This is a genomic window from uncultured Nevskia sp. (genome assembly GCF_903885465.1).
Classification (GTDB): Bacteria; Pseudomonadota; Gammaproteobacteria; order Nevskiales; family Nevskiaceae; genus Nevskia.
Genome location: NZ_CAISIQ010000038.1, coordinates 1 through 17808, shown reverse-complemented (window position 1 = coordinate 17808; position 17808 = coordinate 1). Strand labels below are relative to the sequence as shown.

Annotated in this window: 15 protein-coding genes; 7 read left to right on the top strand and 8 right to left on the bottom strand. The window is 63.3% G+C overall.

Annotated elements, in window-relative coordinates:
* The 7 genes from QZY06_RS01430 to QZY06_RS01400 all read left to right on the top strand — a co-directional run.
* A partial coding sequence (locus QZY06_RS01430; protein WP_295679239.1) for an enoyl-CoA hydratase-related protein occupies positions 1 to 274 on the top strand: 274 nt, incomplete at its 5' end.
* A gap of 49 nt (positions 275 to 323) precedes the next feature.
* Positions 324 to 1604 (top strand): enoyl-CoA hydratase-related protein, encoded by a 1281-nt coding sequence (locus QZY06_RS01425; RefSeq protein ID WP_295679237.1) that lies wholly within the window; start codon positions 324 to 326, stop codon positions 1602 to 1604.
* Entirely contained in the window at positions 1604 to 2029 is a 426-nt protein-coding gene (locus tag QZY06_RS01420; protein WP_295679235.1) for a MaoC family dehydratase N-terminal domain-containing protein, read from the top strand. Before QZY06_RS01425 ends, QZY06_RS01420 begins: the two co-directional genes overlap by 1 nt.
* Positions 2026 to 2430, top strand: a complete 405-nt coding sequence (locus tag QZY06_RS01415; RefSeq protein WP_295679232.1) for a MaoC/PaaZ C-terminal domain-containing protein — start codon at positions 2026 to 2028, stop codon at positions 2428 to 2430. Before QZY06_RS01420 ends, QZY06_RS01415 begins: the two co-directional genes overlap by 4 nt.
* Positions 2430 to 3692 (top strand): acetyl-CoA hydrolase/transferase C-terminal domain-containing protein, encoded by a 1263-nt coding sequence (locus QZY06_RS01410; RefSeq protein WP_295679230.1) that lies wholly within the window; start codon positions 2430 to 2432, stop codon positions 3690 to 3692. The genes QZY06_RS01415 and QZY06_RS01410 overlap by 1 nt, the downstream gene beginning before the upstream one ends.
* A gap of 46 nt (positions 3693 to 3738) precedes the next feature.
* A complete protein-coding gene (locus QZY06_RS01405; protein WP_295679228.1) occupies positions 3739 to 4668 on the top strand; it encodes an SDR family NAD(P)-dependent oxidoreductase in 930 nt (309 codons plus the stop codon).
* Positions 4669 to 4825: 157 nt separating this feature from the next.
* Positions 4826 to 6010 (top strand): acetyl-CoA C-acyltransferase family protein, encoded by a 1185-nt coding sequence (locus QZY06_RS01400; protein ID WP_295679226.1) that lies wholly within the window; start codon positions 4826 to 4828, stop codon positions 6008 to 6010.
* A gap of 83 nt (positions 6011 to 6093) precedes the next feature.
* Here the strand turns inward: QZY06_RS01400 and QZY06_RS01395 are convergent, their stop codons facing one another.
* The 8 genes from QZY06_RS01395 to QZY06_RS01360 form a co-directional block, all read right to left on the bottom strand.
* Entirely contained in the window at positions 6094 to 8604 is a 2511-nt protein-coding gene (locus QZY06_RS01395) for a hypothetical protein (RefSeq protein WP_295679224.1), read from the bottom strand.
* Between the two features lie 76 nt (positions 8605 to 8680).
* Positions 8681 to 10615, bottom strand: a complete 1935-nt coding sequence (locus tag QZY06_RS01390; protein WP_295679222.1) for an MMPL family transporter — start codon at positions 10613 to 10615, stop codon at positions 8681 to 8683.
* A 6-nt stretch (positions 10616 to 10621) separates the two neighbouring features.
* Positions 10622 to 11095 carry a hypothetical protein gene (locus QZY06_RS01385; RefSeq protein ID WP_295679219.1) on the bottom strand — a complete coding sequence of 158 codons (474 nt, stop codon included), beginning with the start codon at positions 11093 to 11095 and terminating at the stop codon, positions 10622 to 10624.
* A 269-nt stretch (positions 11096 to 11364) separates the two neighbouring features.
* Positions 11365 to 13473: a DUF1302 family protein gene (locus QZY06_RS01380; protein ID WP_295679216.1), complete on the bottom strand. Its 2109-nt coding sequence runs from the start codon at positions 13471 to 13473 to the stop codon at positions 11365 to 11367.
* An 85-nt stretch (positions 13474 to 13558) separates the two neighbouring features.
* Complete coding sequence (locus tag QZY06_RS01375; protein ID WP_295679213.1) at positions 13559 to 14557, bottom strand: hypothetical protein; 999 nt, start codon at positions 14555 to 14557, stop codon at positions 13559 to 13561.
* Positions 14558 to 14622: 65 nt separating this feature from the next.
* Positions 14623 to 16014 (bottom strand): DUF1329 domain-containing protein, encoded by a 1392-nt coding sequence (locus QZY06_RS01370; protein WP_295679210.1) that lies wholly within the window; start codon positions 16012 to 16014, stop codon positions 14623 to 14625.
* Between the two features lie 694 nt (positions 16015 to 16708).
* Positions 16709 to 17359 (bottom strand): 3-oxoacid CoA-transferase subunit B, encoded by a 651-nt coding sequence (locus QZY06_RS01365; protein WP_295679207.1) that lies wholly within the window; start codon positions 17357 to 17359, stop codon positions 16709 to 16711.
* The coding region (locus tag QZY06_RS01360; RefSeq protein WP_295679206.1) for a CoA transferase subunit A at positions 17359 to 17808 on the bottom strand (450 nt) is incomplete at its 5' end. The genes QZY06_RS01365 and QZY06_RS01360, both read right to left, overlap by 1 nt.

Here is a 17808-nt window from a genome sequence, read left to right as displayed (position 1 = left end):
GCAGGAAGCGATGGACATGGGCCTCGTGAACAAGGTGGTGCCGCACGACCAGCTCGACGCCGAGTGCGAAGCCTGGGCCGCCGAGATCAACTTCATGAGCCCGACCGCGATCGCCATCGCCAAGCGTTCGTTCAACGCCGACAGCGAAAACATCCGCGGCATCAGCTTCATGGGCGTGGCCGCAGTGAAGGGCTACTACATGAGCGATGAATCGAAGGAAGGCGTTGCCGCCTTCAACGAGAAGCGCAAGCCGGACTTCAAGAAGTTCGCCTGATCGCAGATCGTTTTAGTTGAAAACCCGAGCCAGCCCCCAGAGCCCCGACATGCTTAACGACAGCAACATCACGACCGAACTCGACGCCGACGGCATTCTCGTCGCCCGTATCGACATGCAGGGCCGCACGATGAACGTGTTCTCGCGCGCCATGATGGATTCGCTCGAAAGCCTGCTGACTGAGGTCGCAGGCGATGCTGCCGTGAAGGGTGTGGTGCTGACCTCGGGCAAGTCTGCCTTCCTCGCCGGTGCCGATCTGGACATGATCCGGGTCTTCACCGAGCGAGCGAAGGTCGATGCCGTTCCCCAACTCAATGAACTGTTCGGCCACCTCGGCCGGCTGTTCCGCCGTCTCGAACTGTCGACCAAGCCCTATGTCGCCGCCATCAATGGCCTGGCGCTGGGCGGTGGTCTGGAAGTCGCGATGGCCTGCCACGCCCGCGTGGTGCTGGACGATGAAAAGACCGTGCAGCTCGGCTTGCCGGAAATCAAGCTCGGCCTGCTGCCGGGCGCTGGCGGCACGCAGCGCCTGCCGCGTCTGGTCGGCACCGCCAAGGGCCTGAACATGCTGCTGACCGGCGATCCGGTCGGCCCCGCCGAAGCGCTCAAGCTGAAGCTGGTCGACGCGGTCGTCCCGGCCGATCAGCTGATCGCCAAGGCCAAGGAAATCGCCAAGTCGATGCCGCAGCCGCGCGCGCTCTGGGATCGCCACGGCGCCTCGTTCGATGCCGCGCCGTTCGACTTCAAAAGCCCGGCGATCATTGCCGACATCGCCAAGGCCGTCGGCATCAGTGACTACCAGCTGCAGTACTACCCGGCCTATCACGCGATCATCGACTGCGTGGTTGGCGGCTGGAATCTGCCGCTGACCCAGGCCAGCGATCGCGAGATGGACATCTTCGTCGAGCTGATGCGCGACAGCGTCGCCGGCAACATGGTCCGCACCTTGTTCCTGAATCGTCAGAAAGCCGCGAAGCTTGGTTTGCTGGCCAAGGACTCGGTGCTCGCCGTCGGTGACGATGCGCTGCTGCCGCAGCTGCGCGCCGCCAATGCCGGCACCGCCAGCGCTGCCGAAGCAACCAAGCTCGCCGTTGCGACCCTGGCTGCGCTGCGCGTCTGGAAGGCGGGCAAGGTCGAAGAAACCACGCTGGCTGATGTCGCCGTCGTCTCGGCCGGGCTGTTCCCGTCCTACGCCGGCGGCCCGTATACCTATGCAACGCAGATCGGCGTCGACGCGCTGCGCAAGGCCGCCGATGGCGATGCCGTGACCTTGGCTGCCGTCGATGCCTGGTTCGCACCGCGCACGGCGTCGGCCCCGGTCGCTGCCTGATGGCGATCGATCGCGCCCACGTCGGCTACAGCCTGCCGGCGTTTACTGTCGAAGCCACGCCAGAGCGGATCGCCAAGTTTCGCGCGGCGATCGGCGAGACGGGCGGCGATGTGCGCGTGGCGCCGCCCACCTTCATGAAGATGGTCGAAGGTGAGCACAACAGCTCGCGGCGCATCCTCGACACGCTGGCGGTCGATCTGCGCCGCGTGCTGCACGCCGAACAGCAGTTCGACTACGTCAGCCCGATTCTCGCCGGCGATCAGCTGGATGTGGTCCGCAAGGTGTCGGACATCTACGAACGCAAGAACGGCCTGATGGAATTCATCGTCATCGAATCGACCATCAGCCACGCCGAGCGCGGCCTGCTCGGCCGTTCGCGTCAGGTGGTGCTGGTCCGCAATCCGAAGCCGGCGGTGGCGGCATGAACGATATGAACACCGTTCTCGCCGAATACGAAACCGGGCCGATCACCCGCGAGATGCTTGCCCAGTACGCGGAAGCTTCGGGCGATACCAATCCGCTGCATCTCGATCCGGCCTTCGCCCAGAAAGCCGGTTTCGCCGACGTGATCGTTCACGGCATGCTCAGCATGGCGCTGCTCGGTCGTTTGCTCAGCAGCCGCTTCGCCAATCGCGCACTGCTGAAGTTCGATGCCCGCTTCGCGGCGATCCTGCCGGTCAACACCTCGCTGCGTTGCCGCGCGCGTCTTGCTGATGTCGCCGAGGGTCAACCGGATGACGGCCACCTGCGCCTGGCGCTGGAAGCCATCGATCCGGCCGGCACGGTGATCATCACCGGCAGCGCCGAACTCGCGGCTGCGCTCTGATGACCATGCCGCCGATCTTCAAGGTCGAGGACATCGTCGCCTCACTGCAGCCCGGCATGACCGTGTTCGTGCCTGGCCTTGCGGGTGAAAGTCTCGCCTTTTACGCAGCGCTGAAGGCCGCCCCCGACAAGGCTGCCGGCGTCTGCTTCACCGGCTTGCATTTCCCGGGTATCAACCGCAGCGACTACCTCGGCCTGCATCCCGAAGCCCGTCAGCGCGGCTATGTGATGACACCGGGCCTGCGCCCCGGCCTCGCCGACGGCCGTGCCGAACTGGCCACGCTCGATTACCCGGGCATCTACCGTGACCTCGTCGCCCGCGCCGCTGACATCGATCTCGTGATCGCTCAGGTCAGCCCACCGGATGCAGAGGGCCGTTGCAGCTTTGGCCCCAGCAGCGATTTCCATCCCGCGGTCTGGGTCAAGGCCAGACGCCGCATCCTGCACATCAATCCGAATGTTCCGCGCACCCGCGGCTCGTTCTCGGTGAAGCTCGCCGAGGTCGACGGGTACTTCGAAGCCGATAGCGCGCTGGTTCATTACGACGCCGGCAGCACGAATCCAGCGATCGAGCAGCACGCGGCCCTCGTCGCCAGCCTGGTGCGGGACGGCGATACCCTGGAATTCGGCGTCGGCAAGCTGCCGGGCGCGATCCTCGCTGCCCTCGCCAACCATCGCGGCCTGCGCATCTGGTCCGGCATGGCCACCGAAGCGGTGTCGAAGCTCGTCGATGCCGGCGCGATTGCCGCGAAAGGCGCGATCGATGCCGGTGTCGCGCTCGGCGATGCAGCGTTCTACGCGCGGCTGGAGAAAGACGACAGCTACTTCTTCCGTCCGGTGTCGGAAACCCACGACATTCGCCGGATCGCCGCGATCGACAACTTCTGCGCGATCAACTCCGCAGTGGAAGTCGATCTGTTCGGCCAGGTCAACGCTGACAGCCTCAACGGCAAGTTGATGGCGGGCGTCGGCGGTTTGCCGGCTTTCGTCGCCGGCGCGCAGCTGTCGAACGGTGGCCGCTCGATCGTCGCGCTGCCGGCGGCAACTGACGATGGCCGCTACACCCGCATCGTCGGCAGCTTCGATCGCGGCATGGTCGCCCTGCCTCGTCACTGCGCCGATTACGTGGTCACCGAGCATGGCGTCGCGGCGCTGCGCGGCTCGTCGATCCACGAACGTGCGCGAGCGCTGATCGCCGTTGCCGCGCCGGCTTTCCGTGAATCCCTGGAAGCGCGCTGGGCCGACATCTCCGGCCGGCTCTGAGCTTCGAACCCACCCTTACGCCGTCCCTCAACCAGGAATCCGAATCATGTCGAACCCTTCTCCTCAGGGCCTGCTGGCTGGCAAGGTCGCCCTCGTCACCGGTGCCGGTCGCGGCATTGGCCGTGGCATCGCACTGGAACTGGCCAAGGCCGGCGCCAAGGTCGTCGTCAATGATCTCGGCGTGTCCCTGACGGGCGAGGCCGGCGGCGAATCGCCGGCCGACAGCGTCGTCCGCGAGATCAAGGAACTGGGCAGCGATGCCGTTGCCGATACCCATTCGGTGGCCAGCTTCGAAGGCGCGCAAGCGATGATCGAAGCCGCGCGCAGCGCCTTCGGCCGCATCGACATCGTGGTCAACAACGCCGGCAACTTGCGCGACGTGATCTTCCACAAGATGAGCGAGGAAGAGTTCGACGCGGTGATCGCCGTGCATCTGAAAGGCTCGTGGAACACCAGCCGCGCTGCCGCGCCTTACTTCAAGGAACAGGGCTCGGGCAGCTTCATCCACATGACCTCGACCTCCGGTCTGGTCGGCAACTTCGGCCAGGCCAACTACTGCGCGGCGAAGCTCGGCATCGTCGGCCTGTCGAAGGCGATTGCGCTGGACATGCAGCGCTTCGGCGTGCGTTCCAACGCCATCGCACCGTTCGCGTGGACGCGCATGGTCAGCTCGATTCCGGACGAGACGCCGGAGCAGAAGAAGCGCGTCGAAGGCCTGAAGAAGCTGATTCCTGAGAAGATCGCGCCATTCGTGGTTGCGCTGGCGTCTGATGCGGCGAAGAGCGTGTCCGGCCAGATCTTCGGCGTGCGCAACAATGAAATCTATCTGTTCAGCCAGCCGCGTCCGATCCGCACCGCGCACACGGCCGAAGGCTGGACGCCGGAAGCGATCGTCGAGCGGGTGTTCCCGCAGTTCCAGAACGATTTCTATCCGCTGCACCGTTCAGGTGACGTGTTCACCTGGGATCCGGTCTGAGCCCGTTGAAAATCAACATCCGTCTCACGCAAAGGCGCCAAGAAAAGCAAAACAGAGTTTGATTTTCTTTCTTCGCGTCTTTGCGCCTTTGCGTGAAATCGAATTTGTCTTTGTTCGCGCCTCCGCATGAGGCCCGACTTTCATTCAGGAGAACACGATGTCCAAGCGTGAAGTGGTAGTGGTTGGTGCAATGCGCACGGCGATCGGCAGCTTCGGCGGCACGCTGAAGGATGTGCCGCTGACGACGCTGGCAACGACGGCGGTCAAGGCTGCCCTGGCACATGCCGGCGTCGATCCGAAAGAAGTCGGCCACATGGTGATGGGCAACGTCATCCCGACCGAGCCGCGCGATGCCTACCTCGGCCGCGTTGCTGCGGTGGAAGCCGGCATTCCGAAGGAAACCCCGGCGTTCAACGTCAACCGCCTCTGCGGCTCCGGCGTGCAGGCGATCATTTCGGCAGCGCAGGCGATCCTGCTCGGCGACTGCGATGTCGCCATCGGCGCGGGCGCCGAAGCGATGAGCCGCGGCCCCTACCTGCTGCCGGCCGGTCGCTGGGGCGCACGCATGGGCGACGCCAAGATGCTCGACTACATGACTGGCATCCTCCACGACCCGTTCCATGCCATCCACATGGGCATCACCGCCGAGAACGTGGCCGCCCGTTACGGCATCACCCGCGAGATGCAGGACGCGCTGGCTGTGACCAGTCAGCAGCGCGCCAGCAAGGCGATTGCCGAAGGCCGCTTCAAGGGCCAGATCGTTCCGGTCGAGATCGCCACCCGCAAGGGCCCGATCCAGTTCGATACCGACGAGAACGTGCGTGGCGACGTCAGCGTCGAGACGCTGGCCAAGATGAAGGCCGTGTTCAAGAAGGATGGTCTGGTCACCGCCGGCAATGCTTCGGGCATCAACGACGGCGCTGCCGCCGTGGTGCTCGCCGAAGCCGGCCGCGCTGCCGCGCTCGGTCTCAAGCCGCTGGCTCGCCTGGTGTCCTACGGCCATGCCGGTGTCGAGCCGGAATACATGGGCATCGGCCCGGTCCCGGCATCGAAGATCGCGCTCGCCAAGGCTGGCCTGAAGGTCAGTGATATGGACGTGATCGAAGCCAACGAAGCGTTCGCGGCGCAGGCCTGCGCCGTGGCACAGGAACTGGGCTTCGACCCGGCCAAGCTCAACCCGAACGGCTCGGGCATCTCGCTCGGCCATCCGGTCGGCGCGACCGGCGCGATCATCACCACCAAGGCGATCCACGAACTGCATCGCACCGGCGGCCGTTACGCGCTGGTGACCATGTGCATCGGCGGCGGCCAGGGCATTGCGGCGATCTTCGAGCGCGTCTGAAGCTTTTAGTAGCGCTATGAAAAAGGCCGGGACTCGCGAGAGTCCCGGCCTTTCTTTTTGCCCGTCAGCTCGAGGCTGGCTGCTCAGGGCGTGGGTGCAGTCTCGCTGTTGCGCAGTTCGATGGCCGGCGTGTCCTCGGCACGTGCCGCGAGCAGCAGCGCCGTCTTCATGTAGTCGCCGACCACCTTGCGATGGCTCTGCAGCTGCAGCAGCGCCCGCTGGCCAACCAGCACTTCGGCATCGTGCTGAACCAGCGCGATCTGCCGGCTGGCCAGCTCGAGCTTGGCCAGCAAGGCCGCCGAGGCTTCGCTGGCCGGTAGCGCCGTCAGACGCGCTGTCGCAGCCTGCAGGGAAACAGCCAACTGACGATATTCACGCTGATCGCCGATCGCCGCGTACAGCGCCGTGGTGTCGTTGCCCGGCTCCAGGCGCAGACGATCCATCAGCCCGTACAGCGCGGCATCGTCGGCAGGATCGATCGCCGACAGCGCGGCAACAAGCTCGCCCGCCTGGACGAACGCGGCGTCGCGTTCGATCGCTGCATCGGTGTTGCGCAGGCTGGTCAGCGTGTCGGTATAGCCGGTCCGGGCGGCGCCGATGTCGCGCAGCTGATCCTGCGCGTGGGCGATCGCCAGCTTGGCTTCGATCACCGAAGGATCACGCTCGTCGCGACCCAGCAGCGCGCTCCAGACGATGATCGCGCGGCGCAGACCGTCGTTGCGATCCTTGGGCGGATCGTCGCGCTCAAAGCTGACCGGGCCGAGCTTGTTGGTCAGTTCCGGCTCCAGCACCTTGAGCCGCGCCAGCGAGTTGCGCAGCGGTGCCGGCAGGTCATTGATCTGATCCGGCGCCCGCGGCGCTTCGTTGCGCAAGGTCACGCGCGGCAGGCGCTCGCCGTTCGGCGCCAGCTGCGCCCAGCCCATGCCGAGCAGTGCACGGTTCGACGACAGACCATCGCTGCGCACGCGGCCGAGCACGCCGAGCGCGGTACGACCCTGCTTCTCCTTCAGGAATTGCCAGCCGAGCGACAGATTGGCCTTGTCGCGCAGTTCGAGCAGTTCGGGGTCGGTGGGCGTAGTGCGGCCGAGCAGATCCAGCCAGCTTCGGGCGCGGGCGACATCACCGTTGCGGATCATCGCGATCGCCAGGTTGTAGCGGCCATAAGCGGTGGCGCGCAGCGCTTCGGTCGACGCCGCCATGTAGCGGAAGGCTTCGATCGATTCGCTGTTGGCAATCTTCAGGGTGTCGGTCGCATCGCCCGGCCGCAGCCGCGCCAGCTCGATCAGGCCGCTGATGTTGCGCCAGTCGGCCTGGCGATACTCGGGCAACAGGCGCTTCGACAGCGCCAGCTGGGCTTCCGCCGCCGAGTAGTCACCGGCGGAGTAGCGGGCTTCGGCAATCAGCAGCCGTTCGGTCGCCACGGCAGCGCCGGCCACCTTGGCAGCATCGAGCTGATCGCAGATCGCCTGTGCCCGGTCGAGCACGCCCAGCTCACGCAGCAGTGCGGCCTGCGCCAGCCAGTATGGTGGTTCGAAATGACCGCTCGGCCCGGCCTGCACCGCGTCGGCCAGCAGTGCAACGAGGCCATTCGCGGGCTGTCCCATGCGGCCCAGAGTACGAGCGTGGCCCAGCGCCGGATCGTTATCGGCACCGGGCGGATAGTGGATGACGCCGACGTTGACGCCGAGCGCTTCGAGCGAGCCGCTGATCACCGAAGTCTTCTGGGTTTCGTCGCGCTGCAGACGGCGGAACACCAGGCTGGGCTTGCCGATGGTTCCGGATTCGACCCGCAGTTCCAGATCGCTGCCGGTAGCGGCCAGTTCGAGGCTCTGGTCGATGTTCAGTTGCAGCGGCTCGCCCGGAGCCTCGGCCGCAACGACGACGGTGGCCTGCACGCGATGAAGGCCGGTGGTCAGGCGGGTGCGGCCCAGCCGCAGCGGGTCGCGTCGTTCCGCCAGTGCGCTGATTTCCGCAGCCTGCAGCGGCCGATCGAACACCGCTTGTTCGTCGATGCGAATGCTCAGACTGGTGATGCTGACCTTGTTCAGACCGGAGGCATCGGCATACAGGTTCACTCGCCCGGTCATCGGCGTCGCCAGCGCATCCGCCAGCTGATCAGCTTCAGCGAGCCGCTGATAGACCGAAAAACGCAGGGCCTGCGGGCTTTTGAACACCAGCAACGGCAGCTTCGCTGACGGTTTGGCCGAGGCCGTCGGCGCAACTTCCTCGGCCATCACTGGCAGTGCGGGTGCTTCGGGTACCGGTGCCGGGCTGGCTTCCAGCAACGGCGGCTGGATCGGTGTCGGCAGCTGCTCCGTCACCTGTCCAGGAAGCTGTTCGATGACCTGTTCCGGCGCGGTTCTCGGAGCTGCCTCATGGATCAGCGGCTGCGCCGACGGCGGCACCGAAATCACCCGAATGACAGGCTCGGACTCAGTCGCAGCGACCGGGGCTTCCGACGCTGGCGGAATGGATACGACAGGCACGGGTTCCTGCGCCGTCGCGATGCTGCCGAAGCTCAGAGACAGCAGCGAGGTCGACAGCAGGTGCAAAAACGGCTTCGCCGAAGCGGGCTTCGTATGGGCTCGAACCATGATTTTCTCCATCCACAAAAAAAGGCGGCAGCTCAGGCCTGTCCGCCTGAGCTGCCGCCTGTGGTACTGCGCAGCGTCAGACTGTGTGCGGCTTCGCGTCGTCCTTCATGAACTGCGAAAGGTCGATGTTCTCACCAACCGCCAGATCTTCACGGCCCGCGAAGCTGGGCTTCACCAACCAGATGATGAGCGGTAGCACGACCAGCGAAAGCACCATGTTGATCAGCATGATCGCGACCAGGAGCATGCCCATGTCGGCCATGAACTTGAACTCGGACAGGAAGTACCAAGGCAGGATGCCGGCCAGCATGATCGAGGCGGTGAACATGATCGCCTTGCCAGTAGTGGTCAACGCGGTGGTGATCGCCTTCTCCCAGTTCTTGCCTTGTGCGGAGTACTCCTCGCAGATTCGAGACAAGAGATAGATGCCGTAGTCGATACCGACGCCGACGCCCATGACCGCCACGATCACCGCGTTGATGTCCAGACCGATGCCGAGCGAGTACATCGCGGCATTGAGCAGGAAGTTCGACAGGTTCACCGGGATCAGCAGCAGAATCGCTGCCATCAGCGAGCGGTAGGCGTAACCAGCAATCACGGCGATGGCGACGTTGACGCAACCCAGGATGAACCAGTGGTAGCGATGGACGACGTTGTTCATCGCCTGCTGCAGCGCGATGAAGCCGGTGCCGAGGCGAACCGTGAAGCCCGGATGATCGACGCCGACGATATCGACCGCACGCTTGGCGCTGGCCAGTGCCGCATCAACCGTTTCCTGCTTGTTGTCGGCGTACCACAGCGACACGGTGGAGTGCTGGGCTTCGAAATCCATCACGTTGCCGAAGTTCAGCGGCGTGGAGCCGAACAACACGGCCGAGCCGGCACTGAACGCAGCGCGCTTGTTCGGATCGACCGGCAGCCACTGCGGGTTGCCGCCGGAGAACAGGCGATTGCCTTCGTACATGTAATCGCTGAACGACAGCGTGGCGCGCGGCTTCAGAACCGGATCGGACTCGACGATCGCCTGGATCTTCGAACGGATGATCATCGCTTCCGGCGACAGCGCGATACGGTTGGTGCCGTCCTTGTCGTTCTTCGCCTCGATGACGATTTCCAGCGTGTTGGTGCCCGGGAAGTGGGCATTGATCGCGCGGATCGCCGTGTTGAACTCGGAGTCGTAGTGCAGCAGGTTCGAGCCTTCGACCGGGTTGCCGATCTTGATCTCGAACGATGCCCAGATGCCCCAGATACCGAGCAGCACGGTGAAGATCGAGGTGTAGATCGCCGGCTTGCCGTAGGTGAGCTTGGCAATACCGCGCAGCAGGTTGCCCTGGAATGCGTGGATACCGGTTTCCTTGCCATCGCCACCGGCAATGCGGTCGATGTTCTTCGGCAGCGGCAGGTACGACAGCAGGATCGAGATCAGGAACACGCCGGTCGGGATGATCCACAGCGCCCAGGCGCCGCAGAACAGGGCGTGGGCGAACATCGTGTGAATCGGCGCGATGGCGATGAAGATGATGCCGAACACGTCGGTCATGATGCCGAGGATCGATGGCGCCATCATCACGCCCATGGTGATTTCGGCGGACTTCCGCTTGTCACCGATGTGCTTGAGGATTTCGTAATAGCGTTCGGTGAACTGAATGCAATGCGAGAAGGTTCGCGCCACCAGCAGCAAGGGCACGATCATCAGCAGCGGTTCGACCTTGTAGCCGGTCCAGCCGATGAAGCCGAAGCCCCAGACGCCGGCCATCGCGGCGCAGACGATCGGCGTGACCACGCCGGCAACGTTACGCATGTACAGCACCAGCGCGATGATCAGCAGCGCGATGGTCACGCCGAAGATCATGTAGGTCTGGTGCTGGAACTTGTAGACCCAACCGGTCAGGGCCGGCTGGCCCGCCAGGAAGATTTCGTGATTCTCGTCGGCAGCGGCCTTGACCAGGCCGTCGACGTAATTGAAGGCCACGCCGTAATCGAGCGTGGTCTGGAACGTGGCACTGATCAAGGTCGACTAACCATCCGCCGACACGTAGAAGTTGCGCGCGTTCGGTGACTGGGCGACACGACGCTTGAAGTCAGCAACCTCTGCTTCGTCCTTCGGCACCGCATCACCCATCAGCGGACGCACGTCCACACCTTCCGGCGTAGCTTCGACGTAGCGCAGCTTTTCGGTCGAGATCGAGATGATCTGATCGTGATCGACACCGTCGGTGAGATCGATGTTGCGGGTCAGATCCCAGACCTTCTGCAAGGTATCGGCGTGATAGATATCGCCGTTCTTGCGCTTGACCATCACGAACATGGTCAGCGGATTGCCGAAGTTCGGATGAGCGTTGTAGATCTTCACGAACTCGTCATCCTGCGGCAGCAGGTCGGCGAACACGGTCTTGATCATCACGCGCGGAATGCCGGCAGCGAAGGCCAGCGTGACTACCACGAACCAGATGGAGACCATGAAGCGATGGTCCATGACCCATTTGGCCACGCGGAAACGAAGTGGAGGTTGAGTTGATGCTTGGGTCATGGCAGTCAATCTTGGAATCGATGTAGGAAGAGCGGCCGGGCCCTGGCAGTAGCCATGAGTCCGGCAGCGCGGGCTTGGCGGCTTTCCCTTCCGCGACATCGGCAGAAGGTTGACGACCAAGCTTGCAGCGGTGCTTCAAAAGCGGTCCGGATGGCGTGGCGCCATCCGGACCGAGTCGCGTTACAGCGGATTCAGCAGCAGCAAGTTCGGCAGATACCGCGTACGACGGATCAGAACTGGTAGCCGAGACGCAGGGCCAGCTCGTTGGTCTGGCTGATCAGGTGCACGAGGTTCTTGTTGGGGTTGTTGCCCCAGGCGTTGTCGAGCACCAGGTTGTAGAACATGTTGACCGTGATGTTGCCGCGCGGCTTCCACTGCAGGCCCGGCTGGAACAGCACGCCACCCTGAACGTCGATCAGCGTTGCGGCGCTGAGTTCCCAGATGTAGTTCGGGAACGGCTGCAGTGCGGCCAGCACGACGTAGTTGGCGCCGCCCTTGATGCCCGGCGCCGTCTTCGGCGTTGTGCTGGTCGGGACGTGCGGATCGAGCTTGATGCCCTGGCGACTGTAGTTCTCGCCACCGTAGCCATCGAGGAGCAGGCCGACGAGGTCGCTCTCCTTCTGCCACAGGTACTGGAACACCATGTAGGTGGCCGGAATTTCCGTCGAGAAGCGCTGGTACTTTTCGGCGACGAAGCCGACCTGGATCTCGCTGCGCTTGTCGAAGCCCTGACGCAGATCGGGCGACGTGAACACGCGCTTCGGCGTGAACGTCGTTTCCAGATTCATGATGACCTGGTCGAAGATCGAGCCCGGCTCGGCTTCGGTCACGTAGCCGCCGCCGAGTCCGAACACGTTCTCGAGGAAGTACTTGCGTTCGATGTGGCCGTGCAGGCCTTCGCCGGCCTGGAAAAAGGCGCTCAGCTCGTTGGCGGCCGCTTCGTGATTGCCGTTGGCCGGGGCGGCCAGCAGCATCTGCGAGGCATCGAACTCGTCGATGGCGCGGTCGAGACCTTCCATCGCATCGAGCTTGATGTAGCCCGCGTAGTTGAACCATTCCTCGGCGCTGAACACGCCGGCCGGGGACGCTTCGAACGGCGTCTGGGCGAGGATCGGGCCGCAACCCTGACCGCCGGTGCCGAGCACCACGTTGCAGTACTGGTTGAACACCGCACCGAGGATGTTCGAATTCGGCAGCGCCTTGTTGACGCCGGACTGGGTCCAGCGGATCGCACCCAGCGGGTTGTAGCGACGAGTCGCCATCGCCTGCAGGTTGTAGTTGCCGAATTCGCCCTTGAAGCGGATGCCGTAGTTGACGTGCTTGTAGCCTTCGTCCTGCCAGTAGCGGTCATGCAGGTAGAACTGCGACGGCACCACGTTGTACGAGGTGTTGACGCTGTTCAGCACCGTCGGAATGAACTGCTGGGCGAAGAAATCAGCACTGACGGTGTCGGTGATCTGGCTGGTGATGCGAATGCCAGGGGCCGAAGCGCGGGCGTCGGCGTATTCCTCGAGCGCGCGATTGAGGATCAGGTGGCGACGAAGGTCGAGACCGTTGGCCGTGTCCATGATGCGGAAGAACAGCAGCTGACCCCAGGCGACGGTCTGGTTGCCGACGCGCACCGTGGTGTTGCCGCTGTTCCACTGCAGGAAGAAGGCCGGCAGATCGACCATGTAGTTGCGGCCGGAACGCTCGAAGAACAGCGGGTTCTTCTTGCCGTCGACGGCATAGCCGAGCTTGTCCGACTTGCCCTGGAACTGACGGTCCGGCGTGCTGCCGCCATCGAAGCCGCCGTTGAGATCGTCGAAGCCGCTGGCATCCCATTCCAGATAGCCGAGGTTGTCCGGATCGTAGGTCGCACGCAGACGCGTGATCAGCGACCAGTCACCCCAGGCCAGCGTCGGCGTCAGTTCGAAGCGCAGCAGGTGATAGTTCAGCAGCTGATTCTTCAGCGGCACATAGCGGGTAACGGTGTCGTTGACACCCACCTGATTGCTGACGCCGCGTGTCGGCGGCAGCACACCAATACCGGACAGTGGAATGATGCCGGCCGGGCCGATCAGCGCGTCGGTCGGCTGCAGCGGAACCGCGTAGTTCAGCGCCGGGTTGCCGGGCTCGCGCCGGATCGGCACGCCGTTGGCAAGATCGCCGAACTGGTTGACCTGCTGAACGCGGTCGTCGGTGCTGAACGCCACGTCGAAGCGGATGAAGCCGTTGTACGAGAAATCGGCACCGAGAAACTTCGAGCCTGCTCCGCCAGCGGCCTGCACGCCGCCGCTCGCGAAAGCGGCGATGCCGGCCGCGATCAATGCGCAATACTTCGTGTTGCAAACCTTCATGTTGTTATCCCCCGCTGAGTTTCCCGATCGCCCTGCCGATCGCACACTCGCATTGCGAGCGGTCGTCGGCCTTTTCGCAGTGACGTCAACCGTTGATTCGGATGATTCGTCCCGCGTGTCCCACGGCCATCACCTGCCCCGTGTTCTTTTCTGTACGTACCGCCTGATACCAGTCCGTCGTGGTGTCGCCTTCTTCAATGAACTTCCAGTTGATGCCGCCATTGCTGCTGGCAGCCATCACGCGCATGCCGGTGATGACAACCCGCCCACCGGGTGCCACGGCAACGCCCAGAAAATTCGATGTGGTATTGGCCTTGTTACGGAACCAGCGCGCGCCGTTGTCAGTCGAGATCAGAATCTCGCCCGCCTGTCCGACCGCGTAGCTGTTGCCGTTGGCCTGCTCAGGGATATGGATCGCGAAAATCGTCGGCGTGCCGCCGGTAACCGGATTCAGCACACGCCAGGTCTCGGAGCCTGGTTCACGACGCAGGATCAAGCCGAATTCGCCAGCGACGGTAATTGCACCGGCTTCCGAAACATAGACTGCATAGACCGTCGGCTCACCGGTGCCCGGTACGTTGGCATCCGCGTAGTCGGCCCAGTTCGGCGCAATGCTCGCCCAGGTTTCGCCGCCGTCATTTGAGCCGAGCAGCAGACCGAATTCACCGCCCGCAGCGGCAATGCCGCTGGTGTTGACGCTGACCGACAGGAACCGTGCTTCAGTGCCGGCGTCGATCTTCTTCCAGGTGGCGGGAGCCGACTCGACGATGACCGTACCGAGCTGACCAACCGCAATCGTATGCGTACCGCGACGGGCAACCGCCAGCAGCGCGAGATCGGTCGCGTCCTGCTTTTCCGGTGCCCAGGTCTCACCGCCATCTTTGGAGGTGAGCACCGAACCATTGATACCGACGGCAACGCCGGTACCTGCATCGAAACTGAGGCCAAACAAGGCCGAGTGAGGAATACCTGAAGCCTTGACGCTGATGACGCCGCCTTCCTTCCCCTGCTCTGCAGCCACGCTGACCACAGCGACCGCGCTGACCGCAGCGGCGCAAAGAGCACCGATGATTTTTGCCTTCAAGACACTCTCCTAAGCTCTCCGGCCAGCCGCAGCCGACCGGAGAGTGCAATCCCCTTACCGAAAGATCAGACCGTACCCAGTCGCGCGATGGCCGACTGGGTGCAGAACTTCTCGTACACGGACTTTTCGTACGGGTTGTAGTAGTTGCTCGAGTAGCCGCCGGAAATCTGCTTCACGTGGTTCAGCAGCGACATGCGGTTCGACTGGATGTCATGGATGTGCACCGAAGTCCACGTCCAGACCGGGTGGCCGGTTTCATCCTTGTTGACGAACTTGCCCTGCACCTGCGGACCGAATGCCGGATCCACCTGCTTCCAGATGGCGCCACGACGATCGTAGGTGATGTACGCAATCACCATCGCGTTGCGGACGTCGACCCAGATCTTCTTCTTGCCGACTGGCGCACGCGGGTAACCCGTCGGCTCCGATTCGATGACGACGCATTCCGGCACCAGTTCCATGGTGTAGTCCATGAACGTCTGGCCCTTCTGGCCGCCATGACGGCTGGAGTTTTCCCAGTTCGGGTGCTCTTCGCCACGGAAGTTGCCGCCGAGGGCTGCGAGATGTGGTTCGCGACCGACGATCTTGGTGTTGCCCCAGGTGCGCATCGGATCACCAGCTGCCCAGGCGTCGGACAGGAACAGGGTGATGCCCGGAACCAGGGGTTCGAAGCGCTGGTTCGCCGGGAACTGACGAACGCGACGAAACTGCGGCAGGTAGCCGTAGATTTCCGGAAACTTGCGCTGGTCGTAGTACCACGGCACCAGGAACGAGGCACCGGCCTGCTCCTGCGGCGACGTGAAGAACACCGACTGGTAACGCAGCATGTCCTTCTTGCCCTGGAAGTACTTTTCCTTGCCGACGCGGGCTGCGGTGTTCAGCTCGGTCCAGAAGAAGTCGTACGTATAGGCGGGCGAGCCGTCCGGGTTGACGTCGAAGTCACGCACGGCGTACTGCGACAGGTCGTGGCGACCCCAGCTCAGGGTCAGGTTGGCGATGCCTTCGTCGCCGGTCTTGATGTCCGGGAACGGGTTGCCGCCGATCCACGGCTCGCCAGTCGCCGCTTCCACGACGTTGCCGGTCGCATCGAACTTGGCCTTGCCGTAATTCTTCAGCGTGGCTTCCATGTAGGCGTGCGGGAACAGCTCCGTCATGTTCTTGGTGGGAGCACGGATCTTGACCTTGCGGCCATGCTTCGAGATCTGTTCGAAGAAGATCGGATCAAGCAGATGCTTGACGTACTCGACGTTGGCGGCAGTGATCGTATCGCCAACCTTGACCTTGCCCTTGGTGTTGACTTCGATGGAAGTCACTTCATCTGGGTAAGCCTTGGAGACTTCGCCAGTGGCGGCGATCGTCGGCCAAACCGGAGCCAGAACACCGCCGCCGAGACCGGCAGCAACGTTCTGCATCATTTTCCGGCGCGAGAAATCGAAATCGTATTTCCTGATGCGCATCATTTATCTCCTAACAAATGGTTGCAACTCTGGATGGCGAGAACGCCTGATCGTTATTTTTTGCAGGCACGAAACATCGAACGCGTGCCATCAGCCGTCCCCGAACTTAGGTACGGCTCATTACTAGTATTTGGACGCGACTCATCGAATTTGCGGCAATGCAGCAGAAATGGAGTTCTCGAATGGAGTCACTCGGGGTTGCCCGGGACTGGCCTATCTGTAGGTCTGGATTCAAGACCCGCTCATTCGGAATCATCTGCTTGCTTTCTCCGTGCGCACTTGCAACCACTTGGTCTTCGCTGCGCCGACCTTGTCATCCGTCATTCGCATGCTGATGGCACTGAGTGCCTACCGTTCCTTGGTCCGGTCCGATGCTTCCGGAATCAGGGCAGACCGCATTGCTACATGTCTTCCTGCTGACACGTTTCAGGTGTCACCGTAATCGTATGGTGCCATATTAACTTTGATTTGCAAGCGCTCTTGCCGAAAAGTTTTCAGCCCTCCCGACCAGCGGCTGCAGTCGGAAAACTGTTGTTCGACATGCTGCAGTGCAACGTGAACGCTTGGGCACCTCAGGGCCGTAATCCTGCACAGAACCGAGGTTTCACCGCAACTACCGATGACTCGCCCTACGTGCGAACAGCCTGCAGCAGCCCCGCCGTCTCACCTGGAGAACGACGGGGCCAGCGGCTGATCAGCTCGTCTGCAGCGCGACGCTGAAGTTGGCTTCCGTCACTGCACGCAGCTCGTCCAGTGTCACGCCGGGCGCCATCTCGGTGAGCACCGCACCGCCGCCGCGACGATCGATCTCGAATACCGCGAGATCGGTGATCAGCAGATCGACCACGCCCTTGCCGGTCAGTGGCAGCGAGCAGGCCTGCTTGAACTTGGCATCGCCACCCTTCTCGCGATGGTCCATGACCACGACCACGCGCGGCACGCCAGCGACCAGATCCATCGCGCCGCCCATGCCCTTGATCATCTTGCCGGGCACCATCCAGTTGGCGAGATCACCAGTGGCCGAGACCTGCATGCCGCCGAGGATCGACAGCTGGATGTGGCCGCCGCGGATCATGCCGAACGAGTCTGCGCTCGAGAAATAGCTGGTCTGAGCCAGTTCGGTGATGGTCTGTTTGCCGGCGTTTATGAGGTCGGCGTCCTGCTCGCCCTCGAACGGGAACGGGCCCATGCCGAGCATGCCGTTCTCGCTCTGCAGGGTGACCTCCATGCCGTCGGGAATCATGTTGGCGACCAGGGTCGGAATGCCGATGCCGAGGTTCACGTAGAAGCCGTCACGCAGTTCCTTCGCGGCGCGCGCGGCCATCTCATCGCGGGTCCAGGCCATTACTTGTTCTCCCCAGTTGACGAACCGGCAGCAGGGCGCGGCCGCGTGGTGACGCGCTCGATGTGCTTGACGTAGTTGGTGCCCAGCACCAGGCGCTGGACGAAGATGCCCGGCGTGTGGATCTGGTTCGGATCGAGTTCGCCCGGCTGGACGATTTCCTCGACCTCGGCAATGGTGATGCGGCCGGCCGTGGCGATCATCGGATTGAAGTTGCGCGCGGTCTTGCGGTAGACGAGGTTGCCCTCGGTATCCGCCTTCCAGGCCTTGACCAGCGCGATGTCGGCAGTCAGCCCGGTTTCCATCACGTACCAATCCAGCTTGCCGTCGGTGCCGATCATCTCGCGCGTTTCCTTGCCTTCGGCGACCTTGGTGCCGTAGCCGGTACGCGTGTAGAACGCCGGGATGCCGGCGCCGCCCGCGCGGATGCGCTCGGCCAGGGTGCCCTGCGG

Bases quoted from the DNA above. Each gene is read 5' to 3' on its own strand.
- QZY06_RS01425 (WP_295679237.1), top strand. From the start codon at position 324: ATGCTTAACGACAGCAACATCACGACCGAACTCGACGCCGACGGCATT.
- QZY06_RS01420 (WP_295679235.1), top strand. From the start codon at position 1,604: ATGGCGATCGATCGCGCCCACGTCGGCTACAGCCTGCCGGCGTTTACT.
- QZY06_RS01415 (WP_295679232.1), top strand. From the start codon at position 2,026: ATGAACGATATGAACACCGTTCTCGCCGAATACGAAACCGGGCCGATC.
- QZY06_RS01410 (WP_295679230.1), top strand. From the start codon at position 2,430: ATGACCATGCCGCCGATCTTCAAGGTCGAGGACATCGTCGCCTCACTG.
- QZY06_RS01405 (WP_295679228.1), top strand. From the start codon at position 3,739: ATGTCGAACCCTTCTCCTCAGGGCCTGCTGGCTGGCAAGGTCGCCCTC.
- QZY06_RS01400 (WP_295679226.1), top strand. From the start codon at position 4,826: ATGTCCAAGCGTGAAGTGGTAGTGGTTGGTGCAATGCGCACGGCGATC.
- QZY06_RS01395 (WP_295679224.1), bottom strand. From the start codon at position 8,604: ATGGTTCGAGCCCATACGAAGCCCGCTTCGGCGAAGCCGTTTTTGCAC.
- QZY06_RS01380 (WP_295679216.1), bottom strand. From the start codon at position 13,473: ATGAAGGTTTGCAACACGAAGTATTGCGCATTGATCGCGGCCGGCATC.
- QZY06_RS01370 (WP_295679210.1), bottom strand. From the start codon at position 16,014: ATGCGCATCAGGAAATACGATTTCGATTTCTCGCGCCGGAAAATGATG.
- QZY06_RS01365 (WP_295679207.1), bottom strand. From the start codon at position 17,359: ATGGCCTGGACCCGCGATGAGATGGCCGCGCGCGCCGCGAAGGAACTG.